The sequence below is a fragment of the Pacificimonas pallii genome (genome assembly GCF_019204005.1).
GTDB lineage: Bacteria > Pseudomonadota > Alphaproteobacteria > Sphingomonadales > Sphingomonadaceae > Pacificimonas > Pacificimonas pallii.
The window spans coordinates 355,011-368,366 of the sequence record NZ_JAGSPA010000003.1 but is presented as its reverse complement, the minus strand read 5'-3'; the positions used below and the strand labels follow the sequence as shown (position 1 = coordinate 368,366).

The 13,356-nt window shown below is 59.5% G+C and carries 11 protein-coding genes; 5 read left to right on the top strand and 6 right to left on the bottom strand.

All coding sequences use genetic code 11. From position 1 onward, the window contains the following. The first annotated feature begins 32 nt into the window (after window positions 1-32). Both KCG44_RS10375 and KCG44_RS10370 read left to right on the top strand, forming a co-directional pair. Window positions 33-2,018 carry an acetyl-CoA carboxylase biotin carboxylase subunit gene (locus KCG44_RS10375; RefSeq protein ID WP_218446015.1) on the top strand — a complete coding sequence of 662 codons (1,986 nt, stop codon included), beginning with the start codon at window positions 33-35 and terminating at the stop codon, window positions 2,016-2,018. Between the two features lie 65 nt (window positions 2,019-2,083). After that, complete coding sequence (locus tag KCG44_RS10370; RefSeq protein ID WP_218446014.1) at window positions 2,084-3,007, top strand: flavin reductase; 924 nt, start codon at window positions 2,084-2,086, stop codon at window positions 3,005-3,007. 80 nt (window positions 3,008-3,087) lie between these two features. Here KCG44_RS10370 and KCG44_RS10365 read toward each other — a convergent pair whose 3' ends face one another. Further along, entirely contained in the window at window positions 3,088-4,314 is a 1,227-nt protein-coding gene (locus tag KCG44_RS10365; protein ID WP_218446013.1) for an endonuclease/exonuclease/phosphatase family protein, read from the bottom strand. A gap of 443 nt (window positions 4,315-4,757) precedes the next feature. Here KCG44_RS10365 and KCG44_RS10360 point away from each other — a divergent pair, with 443 nt between their 5' ends. Then, window positions 4,758-5,366: a PadR family transcriptional regulator gene (locus KCG44_RS10360; protein WP_218446012.1), complete on the top strand. Its 609-nt coding sequence runs from the start codon at window positions 4,758-4,760 to the stop codon at window positions 5,364-5,366. A 116-nt stretch (window positions 5,367-5,482) separates the two neighbouring features. Here KCG44_RS10360 and KCG44_RS10355 read toward each other — a convergent pair whose 3' ends face one another. Continuing rightward, on the bottom strand, window positions 5,483-6,256 hold the full coding sequence (locus KCG44_RS10355; protein WP_218446011.1) for a circadian-associated transcriptional repressor family protein: 774 nt from the start codon (window positions 6,254-6,256) through the stop codon (window positions 5,483-5,485). Between the two features lie 403 nt (window positions 6,257-6,659). Between KCG44_RS10355 and KCG44_RS10350 the strand changes: the two genes are divergently transcribed. Further along, the gene (locus tag KCG44_RS10350) at window positions 6,660-6,950 is read left to right on the top strand and encodes a type II toxin-antitoxin system Phd/YefM family antitoxin (RefSeq protein WP_218446010.1); all 291 of its coding nucleotides are present in this window, start codon (window positions 6,660-6,662) and stop codon (window positions 6,948-6,950) included. Then, entirely contained in the window at window positions 6,862-7,356 is a 495-nt protein-coding gene (locus tag KCG44_RS10345) for a putative type II toxin-antitoxin system PemK/MazF family toxin (protein WP_218446009.1), read from the top strand. Before KCG44_RS10350 ends, KCG44_RS10345 begins: the two co-directional genes overlap by 89 nt. Window positions 7,357-7,468: 112 nt before the next feature. Here KCG44_RS10345 and KCG44_RS10340 read toward each other — a convergent pair whose 3' ends face one another. The 4 genes from KCG44_RS10340 to uvrA form a co-directional block, all read right to left on the bottom strand. Then, complete coding sequence (locus KCG44_RS10340) at window positions 7,469-7,900, bottom strand: ferritin-like domain-containing protein (protein ID WP_218446008.1); 432 nt, start codon at window positions 7,898-7,900, stop codon at window positions 7,469-7,471. A 216-nt stretch (window positions 7,901-8,116) separates the two neighbouring features. Beyond that, entirely contained in the window at window positions 8,117-8,824 is a 708-nt protein-coding gene (locus KCG44_RS10335) for a hypothetical protein (protein WP_218446007.1), read from the bottom strand. A 108-nt stretch (window positions 8,825-8,932) separates the two neighbouring features. Continuing rightward, window positions 8,933-9,937 carry a hypothetical protein gene (locus KCG44_RS10330; RefSeq protein WP_218446006.1) on the bottom strand — a complete coding sequence of 335 codons (1,005 nt, stop codon included), beginning with the start codon at window positions 9,935-9,937 and terminating at the stop codon, window positions 8,933-8,935. 374 nt (window positions 9,938-10,311) lie between these two features. Next, entirely contained in the window at window positions 10,312-13,320 is a 3,009-nt protein-coding gene (gene uvrA, locus KCG44_RS10325) for an excinuclease ABC subunit UvrA (protein WP_218446005.1), read from the bottom strand. Between the last annotated feature and the right edge of the window lie 36 nt (window positions 13,321-13,356).

Sequence of the window (13,356 nt, the reverse complement as noted above, 5' to 3'; positions counted from 1 at the left end):
AAACAATATAAAATTTAAGGGAGACCGTCCGGGTGCTGAAGAAAATCCTGATTGCCAATCGCGGCGAAATCGCCTGCCGCGTGATCAAGACGGCCCGCCTGATGGGCATCGGGACGGTAGCGGTATATTCGGATGCCGATGCTGCCTCGCTGCATGTGCGCATGGCGGATGAGGCGGTCCATATCGGCCCCTCGGCCGCCAGCGAGTCATACCTGCTGGCCGACAGGATCATCCAGGCGTGCAAGGATACCGGCGCCGATGCCGTCCATCCGGGGTATGGTTTTCTGAGCGAACGCGCGAGCTTTGTTCAGGCCTGTGAAGATGCCGGCATTATTTTCATTGGCCCGCCGCCAAATGCCATCGCCGCCATGGGCGACAAGATCGAATCCAAGAAGCTGGCGCGCGAGGCGGGGGTCTCCGTCGTGCCCGGATTTGTCGGCGAGATCGAGGATACCGACCACGCGGTCAGGATCGCCACCGAGATCGGCTATCCGGTGATGATGAAAGCGTCAGCTGGCGGCGGCGGCAAGGGCATGCGGCTGGCCTATAGCGAGGCTGAAGTGCGCGAAGGCTTCCCGGCGACAAAATCCGAAGGGCTGAACAGCTTTGGCGATGACCGTGTGTTCATCGAAAAATTCGTCGAAGATCCGCGCCATATTGAAATCCAGGTGCTGGGCGACAAGCACGGCAATGTGATTTATCTCGGTGAGCGTGAATGCTCGATCCAGCGCCGCCACCAGAAGGTCATCGAAGAAGCGCCATCGCCCTTCGTCACGCCGGAAATGCGCAAGGCCATGGGCGAACAGGCCGTCGAGCTGGCGAAGGCGGTCGGTTACACGTCCGCCGGTACGGTCGAGTTCATCGCGGGCAGTGACCGCGGCTTTTATTTTCTGGAAATGAATACGCGCCTGCAGGTGGAACACCCGGTCACGGAACTGATTACGGGGCTGGATCTGGTCGAGCAGATGATCCGTGTAGCCGCGGGGGAAGAGCTTTCCCTGAAGCAGGACGATGTGAAGCTGGACGGATGGGCGATCGAATCCCGTGTCTACGCGGAGGACCCCTATCGCGGTTTCCTGCCGTCGATCGGCCGCCTGACCACATACCGCCCCCCGGAAGAGCGCGAGCGTGAGGTTCGCGTCGATACCGGCGTGGTCGAGGGCAGCGAGATTTCGATGTTCTATGACCCGATGATCGCCAAGCTGGTGACATGGGCACCGACCCGTGAAGAGGCGGCCGCGCGCCAGCTTCTCGCGCTGGGTAGCTATGTCGTGCGCGGGATCGGTCACAATATCGATTTTCTGAGCGCGGTCATGCAGCACCCGCGTTTCCTGTCAGGCGACATCACGACAGGCTTCATCGCCGAGGAATATCCCGACGGATTCGAAGGTGCGCCGCTGACCGACGTCCAGCGCGAACAGATCATCGCCGCCGCCGCCGCCATGCAGTCGAGCCGGACGGCACGGGCCGCCGGCATCTCCGGCCAGCTGAACGGCGGCGCGGAATATGGTGATGACTGGGTCGTCGTGGTGGATGACGATGCTGTTGCCGTGTCCATTTCCGGTGCCGCGCCGGAGTGGGACATCGTGATTGGCGAACGGACGCTGAGCCTGACGAGCGGCTGGCAGCCCGGCGATCAGCTATTCAGTGGTTCGCTTGGCGGTGAACCGGTCGCGATCGAGATCGAACGGCAACCCGTTGGCGATCGAATGGGGATTGGCGGCAGTCGCCATGATGTTCGCGTCCTTTCGCCGCGTATCTTTGAGCTGTCGGCGCACATGATCGAGAAGATCGCGCCTGACATGTCGAGATACCTGCTGTGCCCGATGCCCGGACTGGTGGTCAGCCTGAAAGTCGGCGAGGGTGACAAGGTCGAGGCCGGTCAGGCGCTCGCCGTCGTCGAGGCCATGAAGATGGAGAACATCCTGCGCGCGGAAAAATCCGGGACAGTGCTATCCGTAAAGGCCGAGGAAGGTCAAAGCCTGGCGGTCGACGAGATCATCATGGAGTTCGAATAAGCGCGTTCGGGCCTATGCAATCGAATGTTGAACATGCCAGCGAGGACGCAACCGGCAGGACAAGGATGACAGTGCAGGCGTTCGATCCCAGGGAATTTCGCAATGCGTTGAGCAGCTTTGCGACCGGCGTTACCGTGGTGACCACCGTGGCACCGGACGGCAATGATGTCGGACTGACGGCGAACAGCTTCAATTCCGTATCGCTTGATCCGCCAATGATCCTCTGGAGCCTGGCACGGGCGTCGAGCAGCCTTCCCGCATTTCAGGCGGCGGAATATTTTGCCGTCCATATCTTGTCATCGGAGCAGCAGGCGCTGTCCAACCGCTTCGCCAGCCGCGATGTGGACCGGTTCGAGGGGCTGACGCTATCCCGCGGGCCGGCGAATATTCCGTTGCTGGAAGATTTCGGTGCACGGTTCCAGTGCCGGACCGCACATCAATATGAGGGCGGTGACCATATTATTTTTGTCGGTGAAGTGATCGGTTTCGCGCGCCGCACGACATCGCCGCTGATCTATCATGGCGGCGATTACGCGCTGGCGGCGCGCATGGCGGATGCGCTGTCCGCTGACGAGGAGAAAGCGGATTACAGCCTGAGCAAAGCGTTTCTAGGCAATCTTCTGGGGACGGCGCACGCTCGTCTTTATGCCGAGGTTGGTGCGGCACTCGACCGGCATGAACTGGGGGAAACCGGTCACGGACTGCTGTCGGCACTGGCGCTGGAGGACGACCAGAACCTTTCCGCAATGGCGGCAATTCTGGGAGACGATACAACCATTGTCGAAGCGGCGGCCAATGCTCTGGTGGACCGGGGCCTGCTGCACCGGCAAGCGGGCATGCTGCGGGTGACGGATGCAGGCCGCGACGTTTTACACGATATTTCCAACGCGGCGCGTCAGGCCGAAGCGCGCGCGCTCGGGCCCTTATCGGAAAGCGAACGCGCGGATTTGAAGGACATGCTGGTACGGCTCGGCCGGTCGGCGCAGTAGCGGCCTGGAAAAGAGACCAAAAGGGTACGCCGCCTGGTGCATGACGAACCCTTTGGTTGCCAAAGCGCCGCCGGTTGCAGCTATGGGACGATATGTAAATCCAGCCAGACGAGATGATGATCGGAGCTGGGGCGCGGATTCTCGGCCGTTCCGGTAAGCCGCGATAGCCGGTCGGAGCTATGCGGCCAGAACACACCACCATCTTTGATCCGAAGCCCGCTGACCGAGGGCAGGACGTAATCCACCCGCAGATTGCCTGTGAAACGCTCATCGAAGTCGGCGGTATCGGTGCGGCAGGGTGTCTGGTGATCGATATTGACGCCGCCCTGTGCCTGCGCTGCCTCGCATGCCCCCTCTGACCCTGGCGTAAACCGGGTATCGACCAAAGGGTTGTCAAGAAGCTGGCCGATCGCGCCCGGCCTGGAACCACCGTCGGCGGGATCCGCATTCAGGTCACCCATGATCACGAAACGAGCGCCCTTTGCCAGTCCGCCATATATGCCATTGTCGTCGTAAAGATACGAAGCCGCACCGGGCGTGATGTAATCGGCAAACATGCGGATCTCATCATAATTGCGGCGACCATTGCGGTCCTCCTCTCCGTCAAAGCCGGGGGGCGTCGGGTGGCTGGCGAGGATGTGGATTGTTTCACCACCGACAATGATCGGGACGTCGATGTGGGTCTTCGACGACAGGCGCAGCGCCGCCGCGACCTCGCCATCATAAAAGGGGCGCGGGATCAAATTGTCCGGCATGTCGGCCCAGCGAAACTTCTGGAAGCTGCGAACCGCATCTTCGTCGATGTCGTATTTCGACAATATGGCCATGCCGTATTGACCAGGATGACGTCCAAAGCCCCACGCATCGGCAGGCCCGCCAAGCGTGCTGTCCTTGTCAAGGTCGAAGCCGGAATCGATGCCGGTGTTCGACGGCGCGATGAAGCTGTCGGTAAAATGGATCGCGGCGGCTGTGCCTTGCGACGCAGCGAGATATTGTTCCCGAAACAGAGAGAGGGCGTTTCCGCCCGCATCATAGTCAAATTCATTGATGAGCAGGATGTCGGGATCGACCCGCTGGATGATTTCCGCAATGGCGAGCGCCTGAGGATTTTCGCCGCCCGCCAGATCCCGTGCCAAGGCGCCGGGTTCATCACGGTAAAGCGAAGCGTTGAAAACGGCGACACGGATCGGATCCTTTACAGCTATCGTTACCCCGGTTTGCGTGCCCGCAGGTTCGACGCCGGTGTCGGAACAGGCGGATACCGCGACGATCATCGCGAGGCTGGCGGCGAGGCGGTGAAATGGCATGGCGTATGAACATCCTTGTTCGTCTTGAGCGATATGATCGGCGGCGCGGACGCAGCACTTGCATGAACCCGGTCATCCGCCAAGACGCGGCAGTCGAAAGGGTATGCTGACCCGACTACGCTTCGCATGTGTCAATATGGAGAGCGGGCCGCTTCGATAGCCGCGCCAGGTGTCATGACCGCTTCGCCAGGCATTGCGCAATGGCGCCGGACAGGCCAAGGACCGGCACGGCAGTTCGTGGCGGGGCGGACTTGAAGACGAACCGTCGCGGGCTGTCACCTTCCCATCATCGCCGAATTCAATTCGAGGCGGGCCGTTTGCCAGTGGCATCCGGTCAGGCCGCGGCGGTGCCCGACACCGGGACGCGATGTGCCGGAAAGGGATTGCCATCGCGGTAAAAAGATATATCTTAATCATATCGAAGACTCATCGGAGATTATCTTATGTTCGGTCATCATCACCGTTATGGACGCCATCACCGCCATGCGAAATGGGAAGCCTTCGCGCCGTGGCTGAAGGAATTCGGCATGAACATGGGCGAGCGTGGCTATGGGAGCGGCCGTGGACGTGGACGTGGACGGGGCAGCGGCGGGCGCATGCTGAAGCAGGGGGAATTGCCGCTGCTGCTGCTGACGCTGATCGAAAATGAGGCGCTGCACGGCTATGCCCTGATCGAGGCGATCGAGGCGCGGACGGGCGGCAGTTATGCGCCAAGCCCAGGCATCGTCTACCCGTCTTTGACCCTGCTGGCCGATATGGGCCTGGCGGAGGAGCAGGCGGATGGCAGCCGCAAACTCTATGCGATCACCGACAAGGGCCGCATGCACCTGGAAGAACGCCGCGGCGAAGCGGACGACATCCTGGCCCGGCTGGACGCGGCGAAGGACGGCGGCGCCGGCTGGGCCACCGACAACGCGCCCATTGGCCGCGCCATGATGAATTTGGGCGCGGCGCTGAAACTGCGCATGTGGGAACAGAAAGCCGACCGCAACGAGGCGCGGCGGATTGCCGACATCCTGGACAAGGCCGCGCGGGATATTGAAGCGGGATAAGAGGAGCGGGGGCGGGGCGTTCATGGGCGTGGATCGCATCGCTCCTTCCTCCCTCCCATTCCCCGCGCCAGCTTCACACCAGCTTCACACCAGCTTCACACCAGCTTCACACTACGTCACCGGCGCTGGCTTTGCCTGCCCGCCGCCAGCCGATTACGCTGCTCGCGGCGGTGGAAGCCGTTGAGGAGCGCGGGCAGTTTTTCCTTGCGGGCCTCGGCAAGGGCCCAGGCGTCATAGGGCTGCGCGCCCGACATATTGCCATAGACCGCCGGACGGTGATGCGTGAGCATGAACATCAGCAGGCGGTCGTTGATGCGCCTGGTGTAACCGGTCACTTCACCGTCCGCGTCATAGCGGGTTTCGATGGCCCCGTTCAGCACGCGGTCAAAGGCGATTTCCTGCAGCATCTGGCCGGCAATGTCGGTGGCCGCATCCCAGGCGTCACGGAAATCGGCGCGGTCGGTGCGGCGGCGCAGCTGGTACGCGCTTTCCCGGCTCATCCCCGCGCGGTCGGCGGCGCGGCTGACGATGCCGGTTTCCGCCAGCGTTTCGATGAACAGGCGCTGGCGCTCCGCCGTCCAGCGGCGCGGATGATCGCGGGGCAAGGGGCACCAGTCGCTGGGCGCGGATACGGGATCGTGCAGACGCTCCGGCGCGGCGGCACTGGCCTGCGTCACCGCCTGATCCGGCGCGGGATCGGCGGTGTCATGCGGCGCGGGGTGTGAACCGGCGCTGTCCGGTCGGGCGGTGTTTGGCGCCGTGCCCTCCGCAAATATGAAATCCGGAGATACGGTATCGCCCAAGTCGCCGTGAAAGACGCCGACGCTCGTTTCGCCGTGCGGCGCGTGTGGTGGATTGACGAACGGCGTCGTCTGGTCGCTGTGAATCATGGCATTGCCCCCCTTGGATCGAAAATCGGAAAGGCCGTATCAAAAGACAGGGAAAATCCTATTTTGCAAGGAGAAAACGGGATGTCGGTGTCGAATTATCCTATTCGGCACATGGCATCAAAGGGGGGGGCGAAAGAAAGCTACCCAGTCGGCCCGGCGCGGTGGCCAAGCGAGAATGGCAGCGAATTTAATGCAGCCGATCCGCCAACCGGGCCAGTCAGCATCAGCCAGGTTTGGGAGTCTTTGCATCATGATCACCTGGTGCTTCTTCACGAATATGGCGATCAAGATGGGATTGATCCAAATCATCGTTAAAGGTGAAAGTGAGAAAAGATTGATTATCAATAAAACAGTGCTTATCCGTCTTTTCTCTCTTTTGTAACGGTTCTGGGTGGGCCATATCATGAAGGTAACGAACGACAATCTTCTGGAGGTCGCGGCGAAACAGGTGTCTAGCCGCTTTGGATTTTACACGGACGAAGCGATGCTGCGTCCGGTGGGTATCCAGCGGCATGGGACGACGCGGGTCGTGATGATCTCGCTGTCGGAATATGAACGCCTGAAACGCCGGGACCGCCAGGTCAAATATGTGAAAGACCTGACCGATGACGAAATCCACGCCATCAAAACCGCGAAACCCGGCAAGGCCAGCCGCGCGCTCGACGACCTCATGGCCGACACCGGAGCCGGGTGAAACACTCTCATATTCCTATCTTTGGCGATACGAATATGAAAAGGGCATTGAGGAAGGTCGCAAGGACCGGCCGGTTGCGGTCATCGTCGCGCTGACAGGCAATGATGATAAGGCCCGGCTGTTCGTTGCGCCGATTACGACGCAGACTCCGGACGACAGATCCAGCGCCATCGAAGTTCCAGCCCGCCTGAAAGGCCCTGCGGGCCTGGATGCGGAGCGATGTTGGGTCGTGCCCAATGAGCTTAACATTTTCACATGGCCGGGACCGGACATCCGGCCCGTTGAACGCGTCGGCGAACGCACGCCGATTATCGGGGCGTTCCCGTCAGCATTTTATGAGCGGATTCGTGCAGCTGTCGAACAGCAGATTGAGAAGCGGGCATTCGCGGAGGTAGATCGGGATTAAGGGGAAAATAGAGGATGATGTCGCTGATCTTTTTCTCTTCCTTCCACATGCAAACGCCGCTGCGCCCCCTTGGGGACACAGCGGCGCGGATTGCAGTATGGATATGCGGTGATCAGTCGTAATATTTCTCAAGACGGTCGGTCAGGCGTTCGCCCGCGCTGATCTCGTCATAGGCGGCCTGCACGGTGGGACGCACGGCCGGGTCGAGGTCGCCCTTGTCGAGGGCGTGCCAGAATTTCTGACTGATATAATCCTCGCCCTCCTCGACGGATTCAGCCGCGACGGCATCGCCCGACTGGAACAGGTCGGCGACCTTCGTCCAGATGCGGTGCAGGTCGCCGGTGACGGTGCCCTCGGTGGTCAGCGTGCCACCCTGGCGCGCAACTTCCGTCTTCAGCATTTCGACCGTGGCGCGGCGCTTCGCGGCCTGATCGACCAGCACCTGCTTCAGTTCCGGAGATTTGGCGCGCTCGGCGGCCAGTTCATAGCCCTTCAGGCTGTCAATGGCGGTGTCGGTCAGGGTTTGGAGAACGGTACTGGACATGGGGGATGCTCCTTTTGTCTGTTCGGTACAGAAGGAACGTGCGGCGGTGAATTTGGGTCCGGCGAGATGTGTGAAAAGTTTATGTTATCATAGGTTAAAGCGGTACATGCGCCTCGTGTTAATTATGTATAGTGTCCCCGAAATTTCTAGTGTCCCCGAAATTTCAATTTTCCCCGCGATTTCCCCGCAATTTCGATTGCACGCCTGGAGGGCAGGTCAATCGTGCTGCCAGCGAAAGGCAATAATGTGTGCCGTCCGATCAGGTTGCTCTTGCACGACGGATAGCAAGCCGCTCCGGGTATCCGGATCTGGAAAATAGGACACGCCCCTGATCGGCAGATCGGACGCCAGCAGAAGAACGGGCGCGGTCGCCGTTCCGTCGGACGAGGCCATGAAGGTGCCGATGGCCGAGCGTGTCGAATCCGACCATACACCCACGTAAAGACGGCTGCTGCCACTACCCGTTGACTTGACCCCGTAACTGGCGCCGTCGACAAAGCGACGCTGGTCCCATTCACGCAAGGCGACGCTGTCTATACCTTTGGCGTCAAAGAGGATCGACGCGTCGTCGCGTGCAACAACCTCGCCATTACGGCTTGCGTAATAATTCCCGTCACTAAGCAGTATCTGACCCGGCATCGCGTCGTGAACCAGGTGCGCGCACGAACCGCTGACGCGCTCGACCCTGAATATCTCAAGCTCGCCAAGACGGTCCGGAGATATATTAAGGCTGGCACTAGCCTGCGCAGGGTCGCCGTCACTGATCGAAAGGCCGTTCGCCCCTTCCGCGCACATGATCGCCACTGACGAGGGCGCAGCGCTTATGCGAGGCGTGGACGTTTCCGGATTATCGGCCGCACAGGCACCGATCATCATGGCGGCCACAAAGACGGCAGGGGACCGAAAAACAAGCCTCATCTTCATCGATATTGTCATGATCTCTTGTTCCTACCGTCTTTTATATTAGCCGATTAGCAGCGACTTACGTTCGGGCTGCCGCCGCCACCGTCGCTACCGGAGCCTCTAGTGCCACTACCCGCCCGGCGTCGTGAAGGTCAGAGGAGAGCCTGTACTATACGTTGCTAGTGCATAAGTTGAAAGTCCAGCGGTCGCCGCTATCGCACGGGCGACATCGTTGGCTTCAGTTTCTGATAAGTAATTATTGTTGTTCTCACTGAAGTGACCAAGTTCATGCAGGATCAGATAATTGCCACCCCCTTGATGCGCTTGGTACGCTTGGATTACATCGATATTCAGACTAATTTCGGGATTGCCTCCATTGAAGTCGGCTTCGCCCCGGCCTGATCTATTTGCATATCCATTATATTGGGCAGGGTTCACCGTGAAGTCGGTGTTCGCCCACGCGGCTTTCAGCTCGGCACCGGTCACAACCGTGCCATCGCCAAGGGTAATCTGAGCATTTGACGCAAGCGCATTGATCGCAGCGCCAACCTTCAAGATATCAGCTTTCAGCTTATCAATTGCGGCCTGCTCAGTCTGCGTAGGATTCGGGATGTTAACGGCCACATCATGGCTGTCGCTGTCTTCTCGACCTTCATTGCCGGGATCCTCATTACCCTCGTCGGCCTCATCATCCGTATCGCCGTAATTATCTTGTTCTTCCTCTTCGTCTCCATGTGGATCATCGCCAATGTCATTATCATCTTCTCGCTCGCCAATGACTATGATCTCGTCTTCCTCGCCTTCTTCAGACTCCTCCCGGTCTTCGCCATTCTGACCATAAAGAGCATCAATATCGCCAAACCCCAGGTCTTTTAGTAAACCTACCGGATCGGTTGGACTGAGCCCCCGCGATAGAATCGTCGCACCCATCAAATCAAAATCGACAGAAGGCAAAGGATCCGCATCACCTTCGACAAGCACATCTATCAGCGCGGACGCATCACTAATATTCGAATCAGAGCGCGATTCCATGCTAATCTGTGTTAAATCGCTATTATGAATTTTTGGAACTTGAATAAGTGATGAACTACTACCCTCAAAAATAATGAGTTGTGCTTCAATAAACTCAAACATAGTGCTACCTCGAATTAAAGAATCAAATTTGGATGGGTATTGCGTATATTCACGAATTGAATAATTTCAAATGATATTACGCATCAGAAACGAAAATATAATGATAAATCCAATTAATTTATTCATTTATAAATAATATTTGAAATATAAAAAATATAGAACGAGTTTAATAAAATGTAATGAAAATCAGTTAAAGTAACTATTTTTAATATTGCAGATTTTTTAAAACAAAAAATTTCCCTAAGGAATATTATGATTAAAAATACAAGTGTTCATATTTTATTATTTTCACATATTGAATATTTATTGCGAAGTTATTATACGACACTCCATCGTGGTGTATCAAGTTTGTATAATTTGCTTTGAAAGATACTTCAGGCCGGCATCTTCGACACTTCTGGTGCAGCCTTTGACGACTCGGGCGAAACCATCCCAAGCAAAGGCCTCAAATACCGTCCCGTATAACTCCCCTCCGACCTTGCCACCTTCTCCGGCGTCCCGCTCGCGACAACCGTTCCGCCGCCATTGCCGCCCTCCGGCCCTAAATCGATGACGTGGTCCGCTGTCTTGATGACTTCCAGATTATGTTCGATGACGATGATGCTGTTGCCCTGTTCGACGAGGGCGTGGAGGACTTCGAGGAGTTTGCGGACGTCTTCGAAATGCAGGCCGGTGGTGGGCTCGTCGAGGATGTAGAGGGTGCGGCCGGTGGCGCGTTTGGAGAGTTCTTTCGCGAGTTTCACGCGCTGGGCCTCGCCGCCACTGAGGGTGGTCGCCTGCTGGCCGACCTTGACATAGCCGAGGCCGACCTCCTCCAGCATCGCCATTTTATCGCGGATGGGCGGGACGGCGGCGAAGGCGCTGTGGGCGTCCTCCACGGTCATGTCGAGCACATCGGCGATGGACATGCCCTTCCATTTTACCTCCAGCGTCTCGCGGTTGTAGCGCTGCCCCTTGCAGACGTCGCAGGTGACGTAGACGTCGGGCAGGAAGTGCATTTCGATCTTGATGACGCCGTCGCCCTTGCACGCCTCGCAGCGGCCGCCCTTCACGTTGAAGGAGAAGCGGCCGGGCTTGTAGCCGCGCGTTTTCGATTCCGGCAGGCCGGCGAACCAGTCGCGGATGGAGGTGAACGCGCCGGTATAGGTGGCGGGGTTGCTGCGCGGCGTACGCCCGATGGGCGACTGGTCGATGTCGATGACCTTGTCGAGATGCTCCAGGCCCTTCAGCATCTTGTGCGGGCCGACCGGGATGCGCGCGCCATTCAATGTGCGGGCGGCGGCGGGGTAGAGCGTGTCGATGACCATGCTGGACTTGCCGGAGCCCGAAACGCCGGTGACGCAGGTAAAGGTGCCGAGCGGGATCTTCGCATCGACGGACTGAAGATTGTTGGCGGTCGCGCCCGTCAGGCGCAGGGACTTGCCATTGCCCTTGCGGCGCTTTTTCGGGACGGGGACGGACATGCGGCCGGAAAGATAGGCGCCGGTCAGCGACTCCTCATTGGCCAGGATGTCCTCCAGCGAGCCGCTGCCGATGATGCGGCCGCCATGCACGCCCGCGCCGGGGCCGATATCGACGATGTGATCGGCGGCGCGGATGGCGTCCTCATCATGTTCGACGACAATGACGGTGTTGCCGAGGTCGCGCAGGCGCTTGAGGGTGACGAGCAGGCGGTCATTGTCGCGCTGGTGCAGGCCGATACTGGGCTCGTCGAGGACGTAGAGGACGCCCGACAGGCCGCTGCCGATCTGTGACGCCAGACGGATGCGCTGCGCCTCGCCGCCCGACAGCGTGCCGGACTTGCGGTCGAGGTTCAGATAGTCGAGGCCGACATTGTCGAGGAAGCCGAGGCGCTCGACGATCTCTTTCAGGACGCGGCCGGCGATTTCATTCTGCTGGTCCGTCAGGCGTTCGGGGAGGGTCTTGGCCCATTCATAGGCCTGGTCCACGGGGAGGCGGGAGATGTCGCTGATCTGGTCGCCGGCGAGCTTGACGGCCAGCGCCTCGGGGCGGAGGCGGGCGCCGTCGCACACCTCGCAATTGGCGGCGGACTGGAATTTCGCCAGCTCGTCGCGCATCCACTGGCTTTCGGTGGAGGCGTAGCGGCGCTGGAGATTGTGGATGACGCCCTCGAACGGTTTCCTGACGTTGTAGGACTTGCGGCCATCCTCGAAGGTGAGGGTGATGGCCTTGCCCTTCGTGCCGTGCAGGATTATGTCCTGCGCCGCGGCGGGCAGCTCTTCCCACGGAGTGGAAAGGGCGAACTTGCCCGCCTTGGCGACGGAGCGGAGCACCTGCATGTAATAGGGGCTGGGCGGCTGTGACTTGGCCCAGGGGACGACGGCACCCTTTTGCAGGCTGAGCTTCGTATTGGGGACGATCAGGTCGGGATCGAAATAGAGCTTCTCACCAATCCCGTCGCACGCCGGGCATGCCCCCTGCGGCGAGTTGAAAGAGAACAGGCGCGGTTCGATTTCGGGAATGGTGAACCCGGAAACCGGGCAGGCGAATTTCTGGGAGAAGAGGATGCTGTTCTGCCCTCTCTCCCCGCCGGGGAGAGAGCTGGAGGGAGGGGGCGAGGTTTTGCCCTTCTTACCGGACTTGGTTTTCGCGGCGGAATTGTCTCCCTCTCCCGGCCTCTCCCCAGCGGGGAGAGGGGAAGGATCGACCAGTTCGGCGACGGCCAGGCCCTCGGCAAGGGCGAGCGCGGTTTCGAAACTGTCGGCCAGGCGGGATTCGATGCCCGGTTTCACGACGATGCGGTCGACCACGATTTCGATGTCGTGCTTGAATTTCTTGTCGAGTTTCGGCGCGTCCTCAATGGCGTGGATCTCGCCGTCGACCTTGATGCGCTGGAACCCGGCGGCCTGCCATTCGGCGAATTCCTTCCTGTACTCGCCCTTGCGCCCGCGCACGACGGGGGCGAGGAGGAGAAGGCGCGTCCCTTCGGGCAAGGACATGATACGGTCGACCATCTGGCTGACCTGCTGCGTCTCGATGGGGAGGCCGGTGGCGGGCGAATAGGGAATGCCGACGCGTGCCCATAAAAGGCGCATATAGTCGTAGATTTCGGTGACCGTGGCGACGGTGGAGCGGGGGTTCTTGCTGGTGGTCTTCTGCTCGATGGAGATGGCGGGGCTGAGCCCCTCAATATGGTCCACATCGGGCTTCTGCATCAGCTCCAGGAACTGGCGCGCATAGGCGCTGAGCGACTCGACATAGCGCCGCTGGCCCTCGGCATAGATCGTATCGAACGCGAGCGAGGATTTACCGCTGCCCGACAGGCCGGTCATCACGACAAGCGCATCGCGCGGCAGATCGATATTCACGTCCTTCAGATTATGTTCGCGCGCGCCGCGGACGGAAATCGTGGTGAGGGCCATAAAGGTTTAGTTTCCGGTTTGTTCTTCTGCGGAGGG

Coding starts and splice junctions, on each gene's coding strand:
- KCG44_RS10350 (WP_218446010.1), top strand. CDS start 6,660: ATGAAGGTAACGAACGACAATCTTCTGGAGGTCGCGGCGAAACAGGTG.
- KCG44_RS10370 (WP_218446014.1), top strand. CDS start 2,084: ATGACAGTGCAGGCGTTCGATCCCAGGGAATTTCGCAATGCGTTGAGC.
- KCG44_RS10335 (WP_218446007.1), bottom strand. CDS start 8,824: ATGAAGATGAGGCTTGTTTTTCGGTCCCCTGCCGTCTTTGTGGCCGCC.
- KCG44_RS10340 (WP_218446008.1), bottom strand. CDS start 7,900: ATGTCCAGTACCGTTCTCCAAACCCTGACCGACACCGCCATTGACAGC.
- uvrA (WP_218446005.1), bottom strand. CDS start 13,320: ATGGCCCTCACCACGATTTCCGTCCGCGGCGCGCGCGAACATAATCTG.
- KCG44_RS10330 (WP_218446006.1), bottom strand. CDS start 9,937: ATGTTTGAGTTTATTGAAGCACAACTCATTATTTTTGAGGGTAGTAGT.
- KCG44_RS10360 (WP_218446012.1), top strand. CDS start 4,758: ATGTTCGGTCATCATCACCGTTATGGACGCCATCACCGCCATGCGAAA.
- KCG44_RS10345 (WP_218446009.1), top strand. CDS start 6,862: ATGACGAAATCCACGCCATCAAAACCGCGAAACCCGGCAAGGCCAGCC.
- KCG44_RS10365 (WP_218446013.1), bottom strand. CDS start 4,314: ATGCCATTTCACCGCCTCGCCGCCAGCCTCGCGATGATCGTCGCGGTA.
- KCG44_RS10355 (WP_218446011.1), bottom strand. CDS start 6,256: ATGATTCACAGCGACCAGACGACGCCGTTCGTCAATCCACCACACGCG.